The organism is Corynebacterium sp. KPL4015 (assembly GCF_040225725.1).
In the GTDB taxonomy this organism is placed as follows: Bacteria; Actinomycetota; Actinomycetes; order Mycobacteriales; family Mycobacteriaceae; genus Corynebacterium; species Corynebacterium rhinophilum.
The window spans coordinates 19,019-40,619 of sequence record NZ_JBEHGF010000010.1; the positions used below are offsets into that span (position 1 = coordinate 19,019).

At 63.6% G+C, this 21,601-nt stretch carries 21 protein-coding genes; 9 read left to right on the top strand and 12 right to left on the bottom strand.

The window, feature by feature from the left end:
- Nucleotides 1-120: 120 nt before the first annotated feature.
- From ABRP64_RS05325 to ABRP64_RS05335, 3 genes are all read right to left on the bottom strand, one after another.
- Complete coding sequence (locus ABRP64_RS05325; RefSeq protein WP_284770137.1) at nt 121-1,089, bottom strand: HNH endonuclease signature motif containing protein; 969 nt, start codon at nt 1,087-1,089, stop codon at nt 121-123.
- Between the two features lie 115 nt (nt 1,090-1,204).
- Entirely contained in the window at nt 1,205-1,519 is a 315-nt protein-coding gene (locus ABRP64_RS05330; protein WP_284781887.1) for a DUF3017 domain-containing protein, read from the bottom strand.
- Nucleotides 1,516-2,364, bottom strand: coding sequence for a bifunctional methylenetetrahydrofolate dehydrogenase/methenyltetrahydrofolate cyclohydrolase (locus ABRP64_RS05335; protein WP_284781889.1), 849 nt, complete (start codon nt 2,362-2,364; stop codon nt 1,516-1,518). Before ABRP64_RS05335 ends, ABRP64_RS05330 begins: the two co-directional genes overlap by 4 nt.
- Before the next feature lie 23 nt (nt 2,365-2,387).
- Between ABRP64_RS05335 and ABRP64_RS05340 the strand changes: the two genes are divergently transcribed.
- Complete coding sequence (locus ABRP64_RS05340; protein ID WP_284781890.1) at nt 2,388-2,858, top strand: tRNA (cytidine(34)-2'-O)-methyltransferase; 471 nt, start codon at nt 2,388-2,390, stop codon at nt 2,856-2,858.
- Here ABRP64_RS05340 and ABRP64_RS05345 read toward each other — a convergent pair.
- Both ABRP64_RS05345 and ABRP64_RS05350 read right to left on the bottom strand, forming a co-directional pair.
- Nucleotides 2,842-4,143: a PH domain-containing protein gene (locus tag ABRP64_RS05345; RefSeq protein ID WP_349865715.1), complete on the bottom strand. Its 1,302-nt coding sequence runs from the start codon at nt 4,141-4,143 to the stop codon at nt 2,842-2,844. The genes ABRP64_RS05340 and ABRP64_RS05345 overlap by 17 nt on opposite strands.
- Entirely contained in the window at nt 4,140-4,601 is a 462-nt protein-coding gene (locus tag ABRP64_RS05350) for a PH domain-containing protein (protein ID WP_284796218.1), read from the bottom strand. The genes ABRP64_RS05345 and ABRP64_RS05350 overlap by 4 nt, the downstream gene beginning before the upstream one ends.
- 112 nt (nt 4,602-4,713) lie before the next feature.
- On the opposite strand from ABRP64_RS05350, the gene ABRP64_RS05355 reads away from it, so the two are divergent.
- Nucleotides 4,714-5,262, top strand: a complete 549-nt coding sequence (locus tag ABRP64_RS05355; RefSeq protein ID WP_349865718.1) for a hypothetical protein — start codon at nt 4,714-4,716, stop codon at nt 5,260-5,262.
- Entirely contained in the window at nt 5,246-5,473 is a 228-nt protein-coding gene (locus ABRP64_RS05360; RefSeq protein WP_005277240.1) for a helix-turn-helix domain-containing protein, read from the top strand. The genes ABRP64_RS05355 and ABRP64_RS05360 overlap by 17 nt, the downstream gene beginning before the upstream one ends.
- Nucleotides 5,474-5,638: 165 nt before the next feature.
- Here the strand turns inward: ABRP64_RS05360 and ABRP64_RS05365 are convergent, their stop codons facing one another.
- Nucleotides 5,639-8,758: an error-prone DNA polymerase gene (locus ABRP64_RS05365; RefSeq protein ID WP_349865720.1), complete on the bottom strand. Its 3,120-nt coding sequence runs from the start codon at nt 8,756-8,758 to the stop codon at nt 5,639-5,641.
- Between the two features lie 136 nt (nt 8,759-8,894).
- Here ABRP64_RS05365 and ABRP64_RS05370 point away from each other — a divergent pair, with 136 nt between their 5' ends.
- The 3 genes from ABRP64_RS05370 to ABRP64_RS05380 all read left to right on the top strand — a co-directional run bounded on the left by ABRP64_RS05370 (nt 8,895) and on the right by ABRP64_RS05380 (nt 11,545).
- Nucleotides 8,895-9,758: a MetQ/NlpA family ABC transporter substrate-binding protein gene (locus tag ABRP64_RS05370; protein ID WP_023016795.1), complete on the top strand. Its 864-nt coding sequence runs from the start codon at nt 8,895-8,897 to the stop codon at nt 9,756-9,758.
- A gap of 72 nt (nt 9,759-9,830) precedes the next feature.
- On the top strand, nt 9,831-10,868 hold the full coding sequence (locus ABRP64_RS05375) for a methionine ABC transporter ATP-binding protein (protein WP_349865722.1): 1,038 nt from the start codon (nt 9,831-9,833) through the stop codon (nt 10,866-10,868).
- Complete coding sequence (locus tag ABRP64_RS05380; protein ID WP_005277229.1) at nt 10,865-11,545, top strand: methionine ABC transporter permease; 681 nt, start codon at nt 10,865-10,867, stop codon at nt 11,543-11,545. The genes ABRP64_RS05375 and ABRP64_RS05380 overlap by 4 nt, the downstream gene beginning before the upstream one ends.
- Here ABRP64_RS05380 and ABRP64_RS05385 read toward each other — a convergent pair.
- Nucleotides 11,532-12,404 (bottom strand): ferredoxin family protein, encoded by an 873-nt coding sequence (locus ABRP64_RS05385; RefSeq protein WP_284770145.1) that lies wholly within the window; start codon nt 12,402-12,404, stop codon nt 11,532-11,534. The genes ABRP64_RS05380 and ABRP64_RS05385 overlap by 14 nt on opposite strands.
- Before the next feature lie 110 nt (nt 12,405-12,514).
- Between ABRP64_RS05385 and ABRP64_RS05390 the strand changes: the two genes are divergently transcribed.
- Nucleotides 12,515-13,072, top strand: a complete 558-nt coding sequence (locus tag ABRP64_RS05390) for an AMIN-like domain-containing (lipo)protein (RefSeq protein WP_284770146.1) — start codon at nt 12,515-12,517, stop codon at nt 13,070-13,072.
- On the opposite strand, the gene ABRP64_RS05395 is transcribed toward ABRP64_RS05390, so the two are convergent.
- A complete protein-coding gene (locus tag ABRP64_RS05395; RefSeq protein ID WP_349865724.1) occupies nt 13,069-14,601 on the bottom strand; it encodes a DNA polymerase Y family protein in 1,533 nt (510 codons plus the stop codon). The two genes, ABRP64_RS05390 and ABRP64_RS05395, sit on opposite strands and share 4 nt — an antisense overlap.
- The gene (gene imuA' / locus ABRP64_RS05400; protein ID WP_349838163.1) at nt 14,598-15,260 is read right to left on the bottom strand and encodes a DnaE2-dependent mutagenesis accessory factor ImuA'; all 663 of its coding nucleotides are present in this window, start codon (nt 15,258-15,260) and stop codon (nt 14,598-14,600) included. Before imuA' ends, ABRP64_RS05395 begins: the two co-directional genes overlap by 4 nt.
- Nucleotides 15,261-15,324: 64 nt before the next feature.
- Between imuA' and ABRP64_RS05405 the strand changes: the two genes are divergently transcribed.
- A complete protein-coding gene (locus tag ABRP64_RS05405; protein ID WP_005281427.1) occupies nt 15,325-15,744 on the top strand; it encodes a hypothetical protein in 420 nt (139 codons plus the stop codon).
- A gap of 137 nt (nt 15,745-15,881) precedes the next feature.
- Nucleotides 15,882-16,976, top strand: coding sequence for an HNH endonuclease signature motif containing protein (locus ABRP64_RS05410; protein WP_349865726.1), 1,095 nt, complete (start codon nt 15,882-15,884; stop codon nt 16,974-16,976).
- Between the two features lie 63 nt (nt 16,977-17,039).
- On the opposite strand, the gene guaA is transcribed toward ABRP64_RS05410, so the two are convergent.
- From guaA to guaB, 3 genes are all read right to left on the bottom strand, one after another.
- Nucleotides 17,040-18,614, bottom strand: a complete 1,575-nt coding sequence (guaA, locus tag ABRP64_RS05415) for a glutamine-hydrolyzing GMP synthase (RefSeq protein WP_296086873.1) — start codon at nt 18,612-18,614, stop codon at nt 17,040-17,042.
- 210 nt (nt 18,615-18,824) lie between these two features.
- The gene (locus ABRP64_RS05420; RefSeq protein WP_349865727.1) at nt 18,825-19,976 is read right to left on the bottom strand and encodes a GuaB3 family IMP dehydrogenase-related protein; all 1,152 of its coding nucleotides are present in this window, start codon (nt 19,974-19,976) and stop codon (nt 18,825-18,827) included.
- Between the two features lie 7 nt (nt 19,977-19,983).
- Complete coding sequence (gene guaB / locus ABRP64_RS05425) at nt 19,984-21,504, bottom strand: IMP dehydrogenase (RefSeq protein ID WP_284770152.1); 1,521 nt, start codon at nt 21,502-21,504, stop codon at nt 19,984-19,986.
- Nucleotides 21,505-21,601 lie beyond the last annotated feature (97 nt).

Below are 21,601 nucleotides of genomic sequence, written 5' to 3' on the forward strand. Positions count from 1 at the left end.
ATAGTGGCGGGGTCCGGAACGGGGGCACGGTAAGTGGCTAGCCCGGACTCCTTGCAGAAGGCATACAGAAGGATCGCCGGAGCGGCGCAGGTTTAACTGCGCTGGCTTCGGCAATGTTCTTTATCGGGCCCAGGGCGGGCGCCACACGATGCCTTCGTGCGGGTGGCGCTCTAGGCGCCCACGACGGGGCGGGGCATTTGGGTCATCGTCGTTGACGGCGTTGTGATACTTGCAGGCGATGGTCAAGTTCTCGGAGTTGGTCTCGCCGCCGAGCAGCCACGGTTGCAGGTGGTGAACCTGGCATTCATCGGCAGGGATATGACAATCAGGCCACGGGCACACCGGATTTTCGGCCATCGCCATCTGCCGCTGCTTCCAGGTGGCCAGCCGGCGCGTGTGGTACAGGTTCACGGGGCCGGTGACGGGGTGGATGAGGGTGATGAGGCCGGCATCGGCAAGCGCGCGCTCCGCTAGCTGCGCACCGGTGATGGTGGCACCGTTAGTCAGCTGCAGGGTGACGTCGTCCTCGCCGTGGGTAACCTTCACCATGTCATCTAGCGTGAGGACCACGTTAGTAGTGATGGTGGAGGCGGCCGCGCCCTCTGCAAATACCCGGCGCGCATCGTCCACGGTGGAGACGTGGTTATTAATCTCAGCCACCAGGCCCGATTCCGCGGTGATGGTCAGCGTCCACAGGTCATCGGTGCGGCGGGTAAGACGCACGCCCTCCGCGCGCTTCTGTGTGCGCTCCTCCTTGACGCGGCGGCGGGCGCGCTTTTCTATCTCGCTGGTAGAAACGTTGAGCCGGCACAGCTCCTCGCGCAGGGCCCACGCCGCGCGCTGGGTCTTCAGCTTCTGCGCGTGCACCTCGATGATTTTCAGCGCATCGAGCGGGAGCGCGGTCGTTCGGGCGGCGCGCTGCTTGGCGCTAAACGATGTCTTGCCAAAATACGTATCTGCCAAGCGCGCGAATTCCGCTGCCTCTTTATCGCTAAAACCGCGGTCTACCAATTCGGCTTCGGATAGCCCAGCGCACTCCCCGATGAGCGCCATCGGGGAGTTTATCGCTGCGAGGTAATCCGAAATCATGGCCCCGAGCCTAAACCGCGGGTAGCTGAGGGCGCGAGGCCAAGTGCGCGGCGGCTGTGGATAGCCGCGCGACACGCCGCAGATTGGTGATACTGAAACAATCACCTGTGGATAACTAGCTGCCCAGCGCGTCCACGGAGTAGGCGAGAAAGGCCATCAGCGCACCGATGACCCCGGTAAAGGTGGCATCGAAGCGGCGCGAGCGCACCGCCAGCACGCCGACGCGGCGCGAATCGCACGTCAGGCGCACCACCGTCAGCCACAGCAGCGCGAGCCCGAGCAAGAAGGTAGCTCGGCGCCAATACTCGAAGATGGCATAGCCGCCGGACAAGGCCACCCCGGCGATGAAGAGCCCGATGGCCACCCACTGCACGGAAGCGGGCAGCGGGGACGGTTTCAGGTGCGCGTCGTGGGGATTGTCTAAATTCACGCCAGCTTTTCCGCGCGCTCAACGATGTTGCGCACCAAGAAGGCCCGCGTGAGCGGTCCGACGCCGCCTGGGTTGGGCGAGACGAACCCAGCCTTATCCCAGCAATCGGGGGCGATATCGCCGGTGAGCTTGCCGTCGACGCGGGATACGCCGACATCGAGAAGCGCGGCGCCTTCCTTAATCATGTCCGCGGTAAGCATGTGCGGTTGGCCGGCGGCGGCGATGACGATATCGGCATTGCGGGTTTCGGCGGCAAGATCCTTCGTGCCGGTGTGGCAGAGGGTAACGGTGGAGTTCTCACTGCGGCGGGTCAACATCAGGCCAATGGGGCGGCCGACGGTCACGCCGCGGCCGATGACGACGGTCTTGGTGCCGCCCAGCTCCACGCCGAAGCGGCGCAGCAGGTGCAGGCAGCCATTCGGGGTGCACGGCAGCGGGGCTTCCTCATTGAGAACGAGCTTGCCCAGGTTGACCGGGTGGAGACCATCGGCGTCCTTTTCCGGATCGATGCGCTCGAGGATGGCGTTTTCATCCAAGTGCTTGGGCAGCGGGAGCTGGACGATGTAGCCGGTGCAGGCGTCATCGGCATTGAGCTCATCGATGACCGCCTCGAGTTCCTCCTGCGAAATATCCGCCGGCAGGTCCTTGCGAATGGAGTTGATGCCCAGCTTTTCGCAATCGCGGTGCTTCATCTTTACATAGGACTGGGAGCCTGGGTCCTCACCCACCAGAACGGTGGCCAGGCCAGGGGTTATCCCCTTGTCCTTCAGGGCGGCCACGCGCTCAGCGAGGTCCGCAAAAATCTCGTCACGGTACAAGGTGCCATCTAGTTTGGTAGCGCTCATAGCCCCCATCCTAGACTGAAGGCATGAGCCAGCTGCACATCGTCTTTGATAATCCCGTCATCCCGACCAATACCGGCAATGCCATTCGCACCGCGGCGGTGACAGGCGCGAGCCTGCACCTGATTGAGCCGCTGGGGTTTAATTTTGACGATAAGCACTTAAAGCGCGCCGGGCTGGATTATCACGACCTGGCAGATGTGCAGATCCACAAGGATTTCGACGCGTGCATGGAGGCACTGCCCGGCGCGCGCGTTTTCGCCTTTACCACGCATACGGATAAGTGGTTTACGGAGGTTGAGTACCAGGACGGCGACGTGCTGCTCTTTGGCACGGAGCCGACCGGCCTGCCAGATGAGCATGTCAACCATCCGCGCATCACCGATCAGGTGCGCATTCCGATGATCCCGGCCAGGCGCTCGATGAACCTCTCCAACTCCGCGTCTACCGCGGTCTTTGAGGCGTGGCGCCAGCTTGGTTTTAAGGGAGCGGTGTAAGTTCTGGCAGGTCGCGGGAGCGCAGGCAGTTAAGCAGCGCGTGGGCATCGGCAAGCGCGAGGTTGCGCGCCGCCATGGACACGGGCCCCTGCACGAGGTCGAGCTCCACCGTGGCTAGGCCGAGCAGCTGGGATATCGGGCCGCGGCGCAGGGTGAGTTCCTGGATGTGGCGCAGCTCGATGGCTTGGACGCGGCGGTTGAAGCGGCCGGCGCGCACGATGACATAGTCGCCGGTCAGCGCGACGGTTTGCTGCCGGTAATCGATGGGCGAGACCCATTTGGCGCGCGCGGGCGAGGCATAGGTCGGGGCGGCGTCGGCGGGCAGGAATTGCCGGGCTTGGCTGCGCTTGCCGACGGGCACGATGCGCGTCGATCCCGATCCCTCGCCGCTGGCCATGCCGCCGTAGCCGGCGACCGACACGCGCGTTTCGTACCAGTCGAAGGGCCGCCACAGGAAGGGCTGGGTGACTTGGACGGCGTGGATGCGCTCGAGGCGGATGTTTTGGCGGCGGCGATCGGCAAGGCCGTAGGTGATATTGAGCACGCCATCCTCAAGGCTGGCGGTATAGCGCCACGAGGAGTCAATCACGTTCCAGGCGCGCGGGACGGTGGCCAAAAGGATAGGCAGCGTGATGGTCAGGGACATCGGTGTGACCACGAGGAATACAAGGGCCGCAATGAGGACGATCGTGGACACGTGCAAAGCGGCCGCGGCCAGGGAACGCGCGATGGGGATTTCGGGGATAAGGACGTTGTCCTCTTCTTCGGCTGGCTGCTCCTCAGTCGGCCGCTCCCGCGGCTCGCCGTGGACGCGGGAGAGGATTTCGGCGCGCAGGGCCTCGGCATCGCGCTTTTTCAGGAAGGCGATTTCGATGGCGGACGACTGCCCGCCGGCCGTTTCCACGCGCACGGCTGCGAGCCGGAAAAGGCGGGCGATAACGGGCTCGACGACGTCGACCGCCTGCGTGCGGTCATAGCGCGCGGTGCGCTGCTGCTTCGAAATAACCCCGCGGCGCAAGGTGAGTTCCTCCTCGCCCAGCCGGTAGCCCATCTGGCGCCACCACACGCCGGATACGAGCCAAACCACCGCGCATACTGCAATGAATCCGGCTAGGGCGAGGCCGATATCGCGCAGGTCCGCGGCGCTGTGTTCGCCGGTAACGAAGGCAAAGATTCCGCGCAGCGCCTCCATATTGACGTTTAAGGCAAAAGCCGCGATGACGGCCAGGATGACCGACCACAGCCGCAGTAGCGGGGTCAAGCGGTGGACGCGGTGGTACCTCATAGCCCGCTCATCCGTTCGCGGGCGTGGTGGGTGAGGCGGGTGCGGAGGGCATCGGCAAGCGGGGCTTCCAAACCCTTCACCGTGGCGTCCGTGGTTGCGGAGGCGGTGTGCAACTGCAGCTCCTTGAGCCCGAAGGCGCGCTCGAGGGGGCCGGCAGTCACGTCCACGAACTGGATGCGGCCGTAGGGCACAACGGTGAAAGAATGCCACAGCTTGCCGCGCGTAATGAGCAGCTCATCGTCGGTTTCGCACCAGCCCATGCGGCGCACTTGGGCCGGAATGAGCCAGAGCAGCCAGAAAAAGAGGACGGTGAAGAGCCCCGCCGCCCAGTAGAACCACGGGGTCCACCAGTACCCTGCCGCTGCGGCCGCCGCGGCGGAAATAACCGTCCAGCCCAGGTGGCGGATGTAGCGCACCTTCACCAAACGCGGCGAGACGGGGTTCATTTCTTCGCTCATAGCTATTGACAGTAGCAATCGGGCTCGCACCCTTGCGCAACTTATCGTTAATCGATATTATCGAATTACGACAACATCGAAAGTCGATAAGGAATCGACGGAAAGGATTGTCATGACCACCCCGCAACCCACCTCCCAAACTGAGCGCCGCGAAATTACCGCGGCGGCCACCCTCTGCTTGTTCACCATTATCATCCTCGGCCCCACCTACCTGCGCGACCTTGCCACCGGACGCTTTTCCACCGCACTGAGTGCGGCCATCCCGGAAGGCCTAAGCAAGCACAACCTCGACGGCGGGCCATTCTGGATGCTCACTGCGGGGCTCGTCGTCAAGATTGCAGGAATCTTGATTATCGCGTTCTTTGCCTACCGTTTGGTCAAACCGATGCTTCGTGGGCAGGTTTTCAATACGAAAAACATCCGCTTTCTTAACGGCATGACCATCGGAATCCTTGTCTGGTTTATCGGACGCTTCCCACTCGAAGGTATGGGCAATAACTGGGCTTCCTCGCAGCTCGACATTGACTGGTGGGCCAACCAGAGCGGAACCCCATTAGGCGAGCTTGCGCTGCCCTACCTTTTTGTCTGCACTCTCCAGCTCTTCTCAGTTGCCATCAAGCGCGGCAGCAAGCTCGAAGAGGAGGTTGAAGGCCTTGTCTGAGGAGCAAGAACCCCAGGTGATCTGCCACCTCGACCGGATAATGGAAGAGCGCGGTATTACCGGAGCGGCGCTCGCCAAAGAGGTAGGTATCACCCCAGTTAACCTGTCCGTTCTGAAGAATAATCGCGCCAAGGCCGTACGCTTTAACACCCTTGCAGCACTGTGTGCGGCACTGGACTGCCAGCCGGGCGATATCTTCGAAGTGGAATAGAAAACCTTGTCATTATGTTGGGTTTATGCAGTACTTTGACCTACGTCCACGGAAATCTATAGGAAGAATTCCTAATGGCTAACTAACTCGCCGCCGGCGTCTAGTACCGGCCGGCGATGTTTTTCTCGGCCTGGCCACCGCTTTTGGGCTTCGATGCGGAGAAAACTAGCGGAAATCCCGGGAGCCGCGCGAGAGGAAATCACCAAAGTCCAGCGGCTCGAGCTTATCCGCGACCACGCTTACCGCGCCGGTGGCGTTTTGCACGATGCCGCGGATGATAAGCGCGCGGGCGGTACGGGCGAGCACCTTCTGGCGGGACCACAGCCCGGGCGAGACCATCACGTTCATCAGTCCGGTTTCATCCTCCACTCCCAAAAAGGTCAGGCCGGAGGCGGTGCGCGGGCGCTGGCGGTGCGTAATGATGCCGGCGATGCGCACGCGGGTGCCATCGGGGACGTGGGGAAGGCGGGAGGAAGGCAGGACATCGCCAAGCGCGGCCCTGACTAACTCCATAGGCTGCTTATCGTGGGTGACGCCGGTGGCGGCGACATCGGTAGCCATCAGCTCGAACACCGACATGCCGGGCAGGTGCGGTGAGGCGAGCGCGGAGGTGCCGGGCAGCATGCCCTCGCGCTCGGTGGCGGCGACGCCAGCCTGCCAAAGCGCTTGGCGGCGCTCCAACCCCAAGCACTCCAGCGCCCCCGCCGTGGCCAGCGCCTCCACCTGCTCCACGCTAAGATCCGCCCGGCGCGACAGATCGGAGACGCTGCTAAAAGGCGCTGTGGCCTCCAAGCGCTCGGCGGCCTCATCCCCCAGCCCCTTGATGAGGTTGAGGCCCAACCGGATCTCGCCGGTGGGCAGCGCCCTGGCCTGCGCGCCGGAATCATTGATGCTCACCGGCAGCACGCGCACGCCGTGGCGCCGGGCATCCTGAATGAGCGACTGCGGCGAATAAAAGCCCATGGGCTGCGCGCGCAGCAAGCCCACGCAGAACTCCGCCGGGTAGTGGTGCTTGAACCACGCGGAAAAATACACCAGCGAGGCGAAGGACTGCGAGTGCGATTCCGGGAAACCGTAGGCGGCAAAGGCGGCGATCTTGGCCCAGAGCTTCTCCGCGACTTCACCGTCGATGCCGTTGGTGGCGCGCAGGCCCTCGAAAAAGCGGCTGCGCAGCGCGGCCATCTTGGCCGGTGAGCGCTTCGAACCCATGGCGCGGCGCAGGTCATCGGCCTCGGCGCCGGTAAAACCGGCGGCATCCACCGCAATCTGCATCAATTGCTCTTGAAAAAGCGGGATGCCCAGGGTTTTACCCAGCGATTTCTCCAGCACCGGGTGGTCATAGGTCACGGGCTCGAGGCTATCGCGCCGGCGCAGGTAGGGGTGCACGGAACCGCCCTGGATGGGGCCGGGGCGAATGAGCGCGACCTCCACCACAAGGTCGAAGAAACAGCGCGGTTTGAGCCGCGGCAGCGTGGCCAGCTGCGCGCGGGACTCCACTTGGAAGACGCCGACGGCATCAGCGCGGCAGAGCATGTCATAGACAGCGGGCTCGGCTAGGTCGAGTTCCCACAGGCGCACCTCGCGGCCGGTGGTGGTGCGCACGGCATCGATCATGTGGTGCAGCGCCTCCAGCATGCCGAGGCCCAGCAGGTCGAATTTCACCAGCCCGGCGGCGGCGCAATCGTCCTTATCCCATTGCAGCACGGAGCGGCCTTCCATGCGGGCCCATTCCATCGGCACCACGTCCGCGATTGGCCGGTCACATAAGACCATGCCGCCAGAGTGGATGCCGAGGTGGCGCGGCTGGTCGAGGAATTGCTCGGCGAGTAAGGAGACATCGGCAGGCGGCTCGGCTATGCCCTTCGACCACGCATCGGCCGAGCCCTGTGGGTAGCCCAGCGCGCGGGCGGCGTCGCGGGTAGCACCCTTGCGGCGGTAGGTAATGACGTTAGCCACCTGTGCGGCGCGGTCGCGGCCGTGGGTGCGATAGACGTATTGGATGACCTCCTCGCGCCGGCCGGATTCGATGTCGATGTCGATATCGGGCGGGCCATCGCGATCCGGCGACAGGAAGCGCTCGAAGAGCAGCTGCGCCGAAATGGGCTCGGCGTTGGTAATGCCCAGCGCGAAACAGACGGCGGAATTAGCTGCCGAGCCGCGCCCCTGACAGAGGATATTTTCCTGGCGGCAGAAATCCACCAGGTCGCAGACGATGAGGAAATAGCCCGGAAAGCCCAGCTGCTTGATGATGCCCAGCTCGTGCCGCATCTGCTTTTTCGCCTTGGCCTGTATTTCGGGCGGGCGCGAGGCATAGCGCTTTTTACCGCGCCGCCAGACCTCGTGTTCGAGCCAGCTCATCTCGGTATGCCCCTCTGGCACGACAAAGTCCGGCAGGTTGGGCGCGAGGGCACCCCAGGTAAAGGAGCACTCGCGGGCAAGGCGGACGGTTTCGGCGATAAGCTCGGGCCGGCCTGGAAGCAACTGGGCCATCTGTTCGCCGGAGCGCATCCAGCCTGCGCCCATCGGGTGGGCATCCGGTGCGGCTTCCTCTAAGGATTGGCGGTGCGCCAGGGCGCGTTTGGCAGCGGCGAGCCGTACCTGGTCGCGCGTCGCTGCCGCAGGTCGAGCGGTTGCGATGGCGCGGAGATTATTGTACTTATCCAGGAAACGGTGGTGATCCGCATCTTCGGGAGACATTGTGCACGCATATTCGAGAACTATGCTGTCTATTTTTATTCTTTCGAGAACGTGATCGATTTTTTGTATAGCCTCCCACCCCAGCAGGAAAAAGCACTCCCCTTCTAGCTCGCGCGCCACGGCGCCTAGGGGCGGGTAGGCAACGCCACCCTTCTCACCGGCATCCATCCGCGCGCGGGCGATAAGGCGCGAGAGACGGCGGTAACCTTCCGGGGTGCGCGCCAGCACGGTCACCGGGGCCTCCGCGAGGGAAAGCTCCGCGCCGTATATGGCCGAAAGTCCGGCCTTAGCTGCGGCTTCCGCGAATTTCATCAGGCCGTAGAAGCCATCCCGATCCACAACCGCCAGCCCCTCGAGGCCAAGCTCTAGGGCGCGGGCAACCAGCTCTTCCGGCTCGGCGGCACCGTCGAGAAAACTATAGGAGCTTACCGCGTGCAGCTCCGCAAAGGGCACGGCGGAGCGCCCGCGCTGGACAGGCTCATCGCCGCCGCCGAGGTGATGCACGGCGACGGGCACGGCGGTGTCCTTGCCGGATAGTATCCTTTCTAAACGCGACCACAGCAGCGCCTTTCCACCATTAAATTTCACCCTTCACAGGGTAATGTCGAATTAATGTTCTATACAACCCGTCACAATGAGACGCGTTCAATAGACAAAGCGGTTCGCTTATTGCTAGATTGCTAAACGGTCAATTTATTTAAACTCCTACATGTAAGGGGACCTCATGCAGATTCGTCGCGCAGCGGCCGCTACCGCCGCCGTTACCGTCGCCGCCACCAGCCTTGTGGCCTGCTCCTCCGACGCAGATGATGACAAGACCATCACCGTTGGCACCACCGATGATGCAAAGCAGGCCTGGGTTGCCTTTGAGCAAGAAGCCAAGGACGCCGGCTACGACATCGACATCAAGTCTTTCTCGGATTACAACACCCCGAACCAGGCCCTAAACCAGGGCGAGCTGGACACCAATAACTTCCAGCACCTGAAGTTCCTGGCCGAGTACAACCACGGCAATGGCACCAACCTGGTCCCCATCGTCGCCACCGAAATCGTGCCGCTGGCGCTGTTCTGGAAGGGCCACGACTCCCTCGATGGCATTGAGGGCGAAGAAGTTGCCATCCCGAATGACTCCACCAACCAGGGCCGCGCCATCAACGTGCTGGTCCAGGCTGGCCTTATCACCTTGAAGAAGGACGGGCTTATCACCCCAACGCCGCTGGACATCGATGAGAAGAAGTCCAAGGTCAAGGTCGTGCCGGTCGATGCAGCCCAGACCCCATCCGCGCACGGCGAGGGCACCCCGGCGATTATCAATAACTCCTTCCTGGAGCGCGCCGGCATCGACCCGGCCACCGCCGTCTTCCAGGATGACCCGAACTCCGAAGAGGCTGAGCCTTATATCAACGTCTTTGCCGTTCGCGAGGAAGACGCCGATAACGAGGACATCAAGAAGCTCGCCGAGCTGTGGCACTCCGATGCGGTACAAAAGGGCGTCGACGAGGACTCCGCAGGTACCTCCGTCGAGGTCGAGCGCACCCCAGAAGAACTCCAGGAAATCCTGGACAAGCTCGAAGCAGATTTGGACTAATCACCCTTGCCTTCTACCCCGCCGGTTTTCACCCCGGCGGGGTTTGGCACTTCCTCACTAAGGACGCAACCCGTGGCAGATTCCACCCAGAACGGCACTCGCATTGAGTTCCGCAATATCACCAAGGTCTTCCAACAGAAAAAGGCCGAGGTCAAAGCTCTTGACGATGTCTCCTTGACCGTCGATTCCGGCGAGATCATCGGCATCATCGGCTACTCCGGCGCCGGTAAATCCACCTTGGTCCGCATGATCAACGGCCTGGATACGCCCACCTCCGGCGAGCTGCTGCTCGATGGCCAGAATATCGTCGGCATGTCCGAAAAGAAGCTGCGCGGCATCCGCCGCAATATCGGCATGATCTTCCAGCAGTTTAACCTCATGAACTCCCGCACTGCGGCGGGCAATATTGAGTACCCGCTGCAGTTGCAGGGCATCGGCAAGCGCGAGCGCCAACAGCGCGTGCAGGAGCTGCTGGATTTCGTTGGCCTGGGAGATAAGGGGAAAAGCTACCCGGAACAGCTCTCGGGCGGCCAAAAGCAGCGCGTGGGCATCGCGCGCGCCCTGGCCACGAATCCTTCGCTGCTGCTTGCCGATGAAGCCACGTCCGCCCTCGACCCCACCACCACGCAAGAGGTCCTCGACCTGCTACGCCGGGTGAATAAGGAGCTCGGCATCACCATCGTGGTCATCACCCACGAAATGGAGGTCGTGCGCTCCATCGCGGATAAGGTTGCGGTGATGGAAAATGGCCACGTCGTGGAACAAGGCAGCGTCTACCAGGTCTTTTCCAATCCCCAGACCGCCGTGGCCGCCAAGTTCGTCGCTACCTCGCTGCGCAATGAGCCCGACGTGGTGGAAACCGATGACCTGCTCGTTCATGAAGGCCGCCTGTTTACCATCAACCTGACCGAGGAATCCGGCTTCTTCGGCGCCGCCGCCAAGCTGAAGGATGCGGGCGTATCCATCGCCGTCGTCCACGGCGGTATTACCACCTTGCAACAGCACTCCTTTGGCAAGCTCACCGTGCGCTTGAGCGGTGACGATGCCGCCATCGAAGAGTTCTACCGCGCCCTATCTGCCACCACTCAAATTGAGGAGATTGAACGATGAACGTCAACTATCTCGCCGCCGCCGACTGGGACCGCTTGGGCGGATCGCTTGTCGATGCCATCGTCGACACCCTCATCATGGTCTCGACCACCCTCGTCGTCGCCGGCATTTTGGGCCTGGGGCTCGGCATCTTGCTCTACACCGCCCGCCCGGGCGGCATCCTGCAAAATAAGGCCGTCTACCTGGTGGTCAACCTGCTGGTGAACTTCGTTCGCCCCATCCCGTTTATTATTTTGCTGGCGTTTGCGCAGCCACTCACCGTCGCCGTGATGGGCGGATCCATCGGCCGCGAACCGGCCACCTTCGTGATGGTCATCGCCGCCACGTTCTCCGTAGCGCGCGTGGTGGAACAAAACCTCGTGGCCATCGACCCAGGCGTTATCGAGGCCGCCCGCGCCATGGGTGCTTCACCGTGGAAGATCATTACCTCCGTGATTATCCCGGAGGCCCTCGGCCCGCTGATTCTGGGCTATACCTTCCTGTTTATCGCCATCGTGGATATGTCCGCCATGGCCGGCTACGTCGGCGGCGGCGGACTGGGTGACTTCGCCATCGTCTACGGCTACCGCGCCTTCGAGTGGGAAGTCACCGTCGTGGCCACGCTTATCATCATCGTGCTGGTGCAGGCAGCGCAGTTCTTTGGCAACTGGCTATCCTCCAAGGTTATGCGCCGCTAATAAGCTCCACATCCGTGGCCACAAGCGCCTTGCCGGTCTTGGGTGCGTCGCCGCAGGAAGAAACCACTCCTTCCACGGCGCGCTGCTCGAGCGTCACGCTCCACCGCCGGCCATCGGCATGCGTGACCACGGGGCCCTGCTTTTCGTCTTCTGCGTAGAGCTGGCCGTAGTAGAGGTCCTCAGAGGCATCGATAAGCTCGCGCGCTACCGCCAACTCCGCCACTTGGCCGCGCGGGCCGAAAATGCCGCGCCCGCGATTGACCGGGTAGAAATATTTCCCTTCCGCCGCCGCCGCAATCATCTGCGCGGCGGCTTCCTTATTCATCCGGCCAAAGGAATAGGCCCACGGCATGAGCATGACCGAGGGCGCGAAGCGGTGCCCCTTCGTGTGCGAGGTCTCCCACACCATATCCGGGTAATCCTCCACCAGCTCCGCGGCGAGCGGGCGCCCCTTCACGGCGCAGCACTTATCGCGCTTAGCATGGGTGCACACCAAAACCAGGGGCGTATCGAGGGTTCCTCCCCCATTGCGGCCCGGCGCGGAGAGATCCAGATCCAGAATCTTTTCCGGGCCGGTCAAAAGGACCAATTCCATCACGCCCTGCTCAGCCCACACCAGGTAACACCGGTGCATGGTGCCGATTTGGCGGCCATCGCGGCCGGGGCGGCGAATCAATTGCAGCCCGGCCTGGCCCTTGAGTTTTTTCTTCAGTTGGGCCGTGAGTTCTGGGCCAAAAGTATCGCCATCAAGCACGTCGCGCGACCAGCCGCCGGGCCACTCAAAGAGGACAAACACGGACTCTTTTTTCGCTGTGCCGGGCAGCGGTTCCACCTGGTAATCTGAACAGAAATCGGTCATGTACCCTAGCCTAACCCGTCTGCAACTCAGCTCACATATTTGGCAACAATTCGGTCAAGATCTGCCCCCAACGCTAGGCAGTAATTAATGGAAATTATACTCTAGTGGTCATGTATAAAGCCCGCCTCTCACTCCTGCTTGCCGCCGCAGCCCTCCTCACCGGCTGCAGCACCGAATCAGCGGATGACACCACCATGGCGGCCTCTGTGGGAAACTCGCACATCAACCCGCTGGGTGAGGCGGATATGAGCATGAAAACGCTGCGCCCAGAAGCCCCTTCGGAGCTCGTGGTGACCAAGGTACGCGTGGGCCAGCACGATGGTTTCGAGCGCGCCGTCTTCGAGCTCGAGGGCGAGGGTTCCCCAGGCTGGTTCGTGGATTACGCCGATAACCCCAAGCAGCAAGGCTCCGGCCAACCCATTAACTATGCCGGTGATACCGCGCTCAATGTCAATATCGATGGCGTGGTCTATCCGTTTGAGGCCGGCATTGACGAGCCGCGCATCGGCATCGTCGATGCCCCCGCCGGCGGCGTTATTACCCAAGTGGTCAACGGCCGCACCTATGAGGGCCGCAGCCAGTTTGTCATCGGTATGAACCAGCGCAAGCCTTATTCCGTGCAGGTGCTAGAAAATCCCACGCGCCTCGTGGTAGATATTCGCTCCTAATACGTCGCTTCCACGCGCCAGCGCCCCTCTGACCACACCAAGAGCCAGGCGCGCTGGCGTTGCTCCCGTTCAGCCTGGCCCACAATTTGTAGCCGCGCCGCGTGCTGCGGCTGTTCGGTCCACCACTGCGTATCCACCGGCCACGGCCCAGCCCAGCCGATAACGCGGTAGCGGTGCGCGCCCCACCCGAGTGCCACGGGCACAGAGGATAGGAGGGCCTCGGCGGTGACGATGACGTCCCGCGCGGCGGCATCGATAAGCCGAATGCGCGCGGCCGGGTGGTTCGGCCCGCCGCCTAGGCGGGCGGGAAGCGGCGCGGGGATCCTGCCTGGCCAGCTGCCCTGCGGCGTGGCATCGCGCTGCTCCCCATAGGGCACGTGCTCGATGCGCTCGGCCACCCCACGGCCACCGGCGGCCCGCGGCTGCAAGACGCGGTCTATGCCCAGCTGCGATTGCACGCGCGAAATCACCCGCTTGACCTGTTCCTGTGAGGCATCCCCGCCCCAGAGGCCATCGGCCTGCGGCCTAGCCACCTCCACCGGCTCAAGCACCAGCCGCACGATCGCGGCACCGTCCTTGCCGCTCGACCGCGCCGCCGTAAGCCACCCATCCAGCTGCCAGCGCACCCGGTCCGCGGTCGCCTGCTCCGTGAGCGCCTCATGAGTGCGCCATACCCGAGCCACGGTTTCGCCAGTAGCCAACTCCGCCACCACGCGCAGGCGCACGCACACCACTTCCGCCTCCGCCAACCGCACGTGCAGCTGCGCGGCCAGTTGCCGGGCCACGAACGCCGCCGCATCCACGCGTTCGATGGATTGCTCGCTGCTAACGGACAGGTCAGGCCGCGCCATTTCCGGGGATACTCGCCGGTCCGCCCGCGCGTGTGCTACCTCGTGCGCGCGTTTTCCCTGCTGCCCAAACCGGGTAACCACCTGCTTAAACGGCAGCTCCGCCACATCACCTAGCCGGCGCACACCCAATTTCTGCAGCTGGACCACAAATTCCGCAGAAAACCCCAGCGCGGCCTCCGCGGCTAAAACGCTCACGGGCTGGGCGGCCAAGAAATCCCGCGACTCGCCCTCCGGCAACACCGCGCCTACCCCGTGGTGCCGGGCCGCGATGATGGCCGTGGCAATCTCGTCTGCCACGCCGAGGGTGGAATCAAAACCGGCGTGCGCGGTGGCATCGGCAAGCATCTCCAGTGCTTCTGGCCCGTGATAGCGCAGCGCCGCGCCCGCATCCACGATGGCCAGGCCGGGCCGCAGCACCTCCACGGACGAGGCCACGGCATCAAGGCCCGCCGCAATCTCCGCAAAGGCCGCTCCATCCCTATCCGGGTTCGCCTCCACCACCTTTACCTCAGGACAAATCGCTTGGGCCTGGCGCAGGCGCATCCCGCGCCGAATGCCCGCCCGGCGCGCCGCACTATCGCAGACCAACACCGCGTGATTGCGCGCGATCAACACCGGCCCTGCCTGCCCAACCGCCTGGATGGGCCAATCCGGAAACCACACCGCAGCCGCCCTCATACGGCCGCCAACCTGCGGGGCTCGCCCATGGTAAGGCTCCCGCGTGCGGTGCCCTTTTTCGAGTCCACCGCAAGATCAATATCCACGCCGCGGATGCGCCCGCTGCCCTTGCCGATGCCCCGATACGTACTCACCTCCGCCCCAATGCGCACCGCGGTGCCCGGCAGCCGCGCACCCACGGTCAGCACCGCGGCCTGCCCGCCGCGGATCTTCGCCCACACCGGCCGCGCCTTGGCCAGGCTCAGCTCGCCGGGCGGGCCGTGGTGGATGATAAGGTCCATGCCCTCTGCCAGCACGCTGGTTACCGCCCATGCCTCCAGGCCCGGATCGGGGACGGTGACCACGTTGTTGAGCTGCCCCATTTCGGCAACTTGTGCGAGAGAAAGATCCGGCCACCCCACTAGCCCCACATGACCCCCGTGGGCCGTAAGATGGCAGATAAGCTCCACCACGAGCGCGGGACACTCCGCGCACGAGACCACCTTCCGCCGGGCGAGCCCACCTGCGGGAAGTAGCCGCGCCAGCTGGGGAACGGTATCTACCAGCTCGTCTTCGTCTTCCTGCTCCATCGCCTGCATGCGGGCGCGCAGCACCGCAACGCGGTCGGACCTATCCAGCCCTGCCACCGCTTTTTCTAGGCGAACGTTCGTTTGACTCACCCACACAGTATGAACCCTCAACCGGACACATGCAACTGTATGTTCGAATGGTAGTCTTAAGCGCATGAACCTGAACGAGGCCTACGGTGCTATGCGCGAGAATCCAACCCCCATCCCCACCCCGCCGTGGGTGCGCCTCGGATCCTCCATCCTGATCGGCGCCACCGTCGCGCTACTGACCACCCGCACCCATTTCTTCGCCACCCTATCTGGGGCCGCGGTCTGCCTCGTGGCGGCATTCGTCTTGGTCTTTGCCCACCCCTACCGCCGCGAGATGCGCTCCTATGCTGACCGGCACGATGCCGATCTCATCCCCACCATCGCGCAGCTAGTACCGCTGATGATTCTATGGCTTCTCATCATGCTCGCGCCCATCCTGGGCCTGCCCGCGTGGGGCTCGGCGCTGGTGTGGGTTGCGGTCTCATGCATCAGTTTTATCGCCTTCCCCCACGTGGATGGCACGCGCCGGCTGGCCTTTGTCTAATCCATGCGACACTGCGGGGACTTCTCCACAGGATTTCCCCGGGTTTTCGCGCTGCGGATCCGGGTTATCCACAGTTTGTGCCCTTGCGGTTGCCCTAACGATTGAGCGCGGGCTAACACCGCCCTAGCGTAGGCGGCATGAACGCACTCGAGACCTACCTCACCGCCCTCGCGCCCGGTATGGACATCATCGCCGCGTGCCGCGGGCTCTCTGGGGCTGAGCTTATGGAGCGCGGCGCGCCCGATACCATCGCCGCCGACCTGCTCCTTCTGTGCGAAAGCTACTACGGCCACACCGCCTTTAGCCGGATGCAGCGCCGCGCCATTGCCGATGCCCGCACCAACGCCCACCCCATTTCCCTCCTGGCCGGCATCGAGCGCGTAGTTAATCGCGCGCCCAGCAAGAAACAGGCGTGGGAGCTGCGTGCGGAATGCTGTGCGATGTCTGCGGAGATGAGCGTTATCATCAAACACGCTCGGCGCCGGGTGCGCGAGATGAAAAAGTCCACGGTCAGCCCCGGCGTGCGCACGTACCGGCGGCCCAATGACTACTGGACGCTTGCCATTACGGGGACCTCTCGCTTCATCGCGGATCTGCAGGGCGCGATTACGGCCACTGATAAAAAGCCGCTGCAGGCGGTGGAAGATATCTTCTTCGGCGCCGGCAGCGCCGCGCGCTCCACGGTGGTAACCAACGCCGTCGTGCCGCTGGAGAAATTCATTCGCATCCGCGATGGCCACGGCGATGACGTGCAGCTCGATCTCACCAACGGTGCGACCATGTCCGGTACCGAGTACTTGCGCCGCGTGCTTAACGATGCCGGCTATTCCGCCCCCGGCCCCAGCCCCAACGGCAATGGCGACGGCGACGCCAACGGCAGCGGCAGCGGGGACGGCGAAACGGGTTATGTCACCCTCGTGCATCCGGTAGAAGGGCCGGTCAACCTCTACCGCACGGCGCGCGTGGCCACCGATAAACAAAGAATGATGGCGGCCGCGGAAAATCCACGCTGCGCCTGGCCCGGGTGCAACCAACCGACAGATCTATCCCAGGTCCACCACCTGACGGCCTGGAGTCGCGGCGGGGAGACCAATATGAAAAACCTCGTCGTGTGCTGTGCTTACCATAACGGCATCAACGACGACGACCCCAATGCCCCGCCCCGGCGCGGGCGGCTAGAAAGAGTGGGCGGTCGCATCGTCTGGCGGCCACCCGTAACACCCCGCAACTAGCCGCAGGTATGCGAAAAGGCGCTCAAGTACTGAGCGCCTTCTACGCATGCCGTTTTGTGGGTTTTACTCCCACTCGATGGTTCCCGGTGGCTTGGAGGTGCAATCCAAGACCACGCGGTTGACGTCCTTGACCTCGTTGGTGATACGGGTGGAGATCTTCTCTAGCACGTCATACGGCAAGCGGGTCCAGTCCGCGGTCATGGCGTCCTCGGAAGATACTGGGCGCAGCACGATGGGGTGGCCGTAGGTGCGGCCATCGCCTTGGACGCCGACGGAGCGGACATCGGCAAGCAGCACGACCGGGCACTGCCAAATCTGCTCATCCAAGCCGGCATTGGTCAGCTCGGTGCGGGCAATAAGATCCGCCTGGCGCAGAGTCTCGAGGCGCTCCTCGGTAACCTCGCCGATGATGCGGATGCCTAGGCCCGGGCCCGGGAAGGGTTGACGGCCGACGATCTCTTCCGGCAGGCCCAACTCGCGACCCACCGCGCGCACCTCGTCCTTAAAGAGCAAGCGCAGCGGCTCGACGAGCTCGAACTCGACGTCATCCGGGAGGCCGCCAACGTTGTGATGCGACTTAATATTGGCGGTGCCATCGCCGCCGCCGGATTCAACGACATCCGGGTACAAGGTGCCCTGGACGAGGTAATCGACGGTGGAGCCGGCGGGGGCATCGTCAAGCACACCGGCCACGGCGCGCTCAAAGGAGCGAATGAACTCCGCGCCGATAGCCTTGCGCTTTTCCTCGGGGTCGCTCACGCCAGCGAGCTTCTGCAGGAAGGCCGAACGCTCGTCGGCGGTAACCAGCTTGGCGCCGGTCGAGGCCACGAAGTCCGTTTCAACCTGCTCGCGCTCACCCGCGCGCAGCAGGCCATGATCGACGAATACACAGGTCAGGCGATCGCCAATGGCGCGCTGCACCAAAGCTGCAGCGACCGCAGAGTCCACGCCACCAGACAGGCCGCAAATAGCGCGGCCTTCCTCGCCTACTTGGGTGCGGATATCCGCGATGAGCTGCTCGGCGATATTATCGGCGGTCCAGTTTTGCTCCAGACCGGCGATCTCCGTGAGGAAGCGGGTGAGCACTTCTTGGCCGTGGGGCGAGTGCAACACCTCTGGGTGGTACTGCACGCCGGCCATCTGCTTGGCCGGGCACTCCATCGCGGCGACGGGGGCGCCGGCGGAGGTAGCGGTTACGTCGAAACCCTCGGGGGCGGCGGAGACGGCATCGCCGTGGGACATCCACACCTTGTGCGTGGGCTCGAGGCCCTCGTGCAGGATGCCACCCTTGACGTCGATATCGGTGCGGCCGTATTCACGCTCACCGGTAGACGATACGGTACCGCCGAGGATGTGGTTCATGGCCTGGAATCCGTAGCAAATGCCGAAGACCGGAACGCCAAGCTCCAGCAGCTCAGGCTTGAGCGCTGGGGCACCATCGGCATAGACGGACGACGGGCCGCCGGACAAAATAAGCGCGGCGGGGTCTTTAGCTTTGATTTCCTCGATAGAGGCGGAGTTGGAAACAACCTCGGAGTAGATTTTGGCCTCGCGCACGCGGCGGGCAATGAGCTGCGCGTACTGAGCGCCAAAGTCCACGACGAGGACTGGGCGCGGGGTAGTATTTGGCTTAGTCACGCCCCATAGTCTAGCCCATAGGCCCCGCGGCCTAGGAAGCGCTTGCCCATGTAGCGCATTGCGGCGGCTTTCGCGCCGTGGTGGCGCGGGGCGCGCAAGCGAATCGGGGTGCGCAAGGGCCCCTCTTGCGCAGCAGCGCGGCTGCGCGAGATGAAGCGATTCGGGGCGTGCGGCGCGGGCTTGCACGGTGCGAGGCGCGCCGCACGCTACTTAGTAGCGAACCGCGAGCTCGACCTTCTGGAAGGACTTCAGGTCGGTGTACCCGCACTTTGCGAGGGCACGCCGCAGCGCACCCACAAGGTTGGTGCGGCCGAATGGTTCGCTGGATGGGCCGTGCAGCACGGTTTCCAGGCTCGGCGCAGCTGCGGGCTCAGCGTCGCCTGCGGTAAGGAAATCCACATCGAGGTCGGTATCGACCCCGGCGAACTGCGCGTATCCGCGCGGGAACCGCGGGTGGCCTGCTGTAGCCGGCCAATACCATCCCCTACCGCCTGCCTCACGGGCCTGGGCAAGAAGGGGGCCGAGCGCAACACTATCGGCGCCGCAGGCGAAGGCCTTGGCGATGGTCCCGGAGTTATCGAATTCCGCATCCGCAATGATGTGCACGTAGCGGCCCTCAGTCTCGTCGAGGTAGTCGCGGCGGGCCGCGGCGGCATCGGCAATGGCGGTGGCCATGGCGGTATCGATGCCGACGGTTTCCGCGTTGGTCGTTACGCCCGCGCCCACGATGACGCCGGCCGCCCCGGTGCGCATTAGGTGCAGCGCCGTGGTGTAGTCCGCCACGCCACCGGCGATGACGGGTACTTCGAGCGAGCCGATAAATTCCTTCAGGTTCAGCGGCTCGCCGCCGGTGGCGACGTGCTCTGCTGACAGCAAAGTGCCCTGAATGAACAGTAGCTCGGCTCCGGCGGCAATGGCCTTCGGCGCCATCTCGCGGGCGTTTTGGGGCGAAACGCGCACGGCGACGGTCACACCGGACTCGCGCACTTGGGCAATGCGGGAGGCAAGGAGGGCATCGTCAAGCGGGGCGGCGTGCAACTCCTGAATGGTGGAGTTATCGCCCGGCTGGGAATAGATGCGCGCCAACGCACCCTCGAGGTCCTCGTGGCGGCCCCACAGGCCTTCGGCATTGATGACGCCGAGCCCGCCCTGCTTGCCCATCTCGATGATGAACTCGGGCGTGGCGAGCGCATCGGTGGGGTGCGAAACGAAGGGGGTATCGAAGGTATAGGCATCGATATTCCAGGTGGTATCCACGTCCTTGGACGAGCGCGTGCGGCGCTGGGGAACGATGGAGACCTGGTCTAAATCAAAGGTGCGGCGGGCCTCGCGGCCGATGCCGATTTCGGCGTATTCACGCATGTTTGTCCTAGCGGTAGTTCGGGGCTTCGGCGATTTGCTGCAGGTGGTGCGGGTGGGATTCCTTCAGGCCCGCGGCAGTAATCTGGACAAATCGCTTGGTCTTGAGCTCATCTAAGGTGGCCGAGCCGGTATAGCCCATGGCCGCGCGCAGGCCGCCGATGATTTGGTGCACGATGGCATCGATCTCACCGCGGAAGGGCACGCGACCCTCCACGCCTTCTGGCACCAGCTTGTCCTCGCTGCGTACGTCGGCCTGGAAGTAGCGGTCCTTGGAGTAGGAACGCTTTTCGCCGGAAAGCCCGCGACCCTGCATGGCGCCCATGGAACCCATGCCGCGGTAGCGCTTGTACTGCTTGCCCTGGTACACCACGATGTCACCGGGCGCCTCAGTGGTGCCGGCGAACATGGAGCCCAGCATGACGGTATCGGCACCGGCGGCCAGCGCCTTGGCGATGTCACCGGAGTACTGCATGCCGCCATCGCCGATGACCGGCACGCCCGCGGGGGCGGCGACGGCTGCGGCCTCCATCAGCGCGGTGATCTGCGGCGCGCCGACGCCGGCGACGACGCGGGTGGTGCAGATGGAGCCCGGGCCGATGCCGACCTTGATGGCGTCCGCGCCGGCGTCGATCATCGCCTGGGCGGCCTCGCGGGTGGCGAGGTTGCCGCCAATGACATCGACCTTGTCGCCAAAGTCCTTCTTCACGCGGGAGACCATTTCGAGCACGCGGTTATTGTGTGCGTGGGCGGAGTCGACGACGAGGGCGTCAACGCCGGCATCGACAAGCGCGGCGGCGCGCTGATAGGACTCCTCGCCGGTACCAATGCCCGCGGCAACCAACAGACGGCCGGAAGCATCCTTGGAGGCGTTGGGGTACTGCTCGGATTTGACGAAGTCCTTGACGGTGATAAGGCCAATGAGCTTGTTATTTGCATCAACAATCGGCAGCTTTTCTACCTTATTGGCCGACAGCAGCTCTAGGGCCTCGTCCTTGGACACGCCCTCGCGCGCGACGACGAGCGGCATCGCGGTCATGACATCGCTGACTTTGCGGTCAAAGTCCGGCTCAAAACGCATATCGCGGTTGGTGCAAATGCCCAGCAAGGTGCCGTCCTCATCCACGACCGGCAGGCCGGAAATGCGGAAGCGGGCGCACAGGGCGTCGACCTCGCCAATAGTCATCTCGGGGCGGGCGGTGACCGGGTCCGTGACCATGCCGGACTCGGAGCGTTTGACGATTTCTACCTGCTCGGCCTGCGCTTCCGCAGAAAGGTTGCGGTGCAGCACGCCGATGCCGCCCTGGCGCGCCATGGCGATGGCCATGCGGGCCTCGGTCACGGTATCCATCGCTGCGGATGCCAGCGGGACGCCCAGGCGAATATTGCGGGTAAATTGCGCGCCGGTATCGACCTCGGAGGGCACGATATTGGACTCGGCGGGCAAAAGAAGCACGTCATCAAAGGTCAAGCCGCGCAGGGCTACCTTGTTCGGGTCATCTCCACCAGTGTGAATAGGGTAATCGCTCATCGAGGTATCTCCTTAAACAGGTTCAGCGGCTACCCCAACTGTAGTGCGTGCCCGGCCAAGGACACCATTCAGGCTAGGGGTTAATTGCCTTAAGCGG

What these genes read in the sequence shown, in the direction of transcription:
- ABRP64_RS05325 (WP_284770137.1), bottom strand. Translation starts at nt 1,089, where the DNA reads ATGATTTCGGATTACCTCGCAGCGATAAACTCCCCGATGGCGCTCATC.
- ABRP64_RS05335 (WP_284781889.1), bottom strand. Translation starts at nt 2,364, where the DNA reads ATGAGCGCTACCAAACTAGATGGCACCTTGTACCGTGACGAGATTTTT.
- ABRP64_RS05340 (WP_284781890.1), top strand. Translation starts at nt 2,388, where the DNA reads ATGAGCCAGCTGCACATCGTCTTTGATAATCCCGTCATCCCGACCAAT.
- ABRP64_RS05345 (WP_349865715.1), bottom strand. Translation starts at nt 4,143, where the DNA reads ATGAGGTACCACCGCGTCCACCGCTTGACCCCGCTACTGCGGCTGTGG.
- ABRP64_RS05350 (WP_284796218.1), bottom strand. Translation starts at nt 4,601, where the DNA reads ATGAGCGAAGAAATGAACCCCGTCTCGCCGCGTTTGGTGAAGGTGCGC.
- ABRP64_RS05355 (WP_349865718.1), top strand. Translation starts at nt 4,714, where the DNA reads ATGACCACCCCGCAACCCACCTCCCAAACTGAGCGCCGCGAAATTACC.
- ABRP64_RS05370 (WP_023016795.1), top strand. Translation starts at nt 8,895, where the DNA reads ATGCAGATTCGTCGCGCAGCGGCCGCTACCGCCGCCGTTACCGTCGCC.
- ABRP64_RS05380 (WP_005277229.1), top strand. Translation starts at nt 10,865, where the DNA reads ATGAACGTCAACTATCTCGCCGCCGCCGACTGGGACCGCTTGGGCGGA.
- ABRP64_RS05385 (WP_284770145.1), bottom strand. Translation starts at nt 12,404, where the DNA reads ATGACCGATTTCTGTTCAGATTACCAGGTGGAACCGCTGCCCGGCACA.
- ABRP64_RS05390 (WP_284770146.1), top strand. Translation starts at nt 12,515, where the DNA reads ATGTATAAAGCCCGCCTCTCACTCCTGCTTGCCGCCGCAGCCCTCCTC.
- ABRP64_RS05395 (WP_349865724.1), bottom strand. Translation starts at nt 14,601, where the DNA reads ATGAGGGCGGCTGCGGTGTGGTTTCCGGATTGGCCCATCCAGGCGGTT.
- ABRP64_RS05405 (WP_005281427.1), top strand. Translation starts at nt 15,325, where the DNA reads ATGAACCTGAACGAGGCCTACGGTGCTATGCGCGAGAATCCAACCCCC.
- ABRP64_RS05410 (WP_349865726.1), top strand. Translation starts at nt 15,882, where the DNA reads ATGAACGCACTCGAGACCTACCTCACCGCCCTCGCGCCCGGTATGGAC.
- ABRP64_RS05420 (WP_349865727.1), bottom strand. Translation starts at nt 19,976, where the DNA reads ATGCGTGAATACGCCGAAATCGGCATCGGCCGCGAGGCCCGCCGCACC.
- guaB (WP_284770152.1), bottom strand. Translation starts at nt 21,504, where the DNA reads ATGAGCGATTACCCTATTCACACTGGTGGAGATGACCCGAACAAGGTA.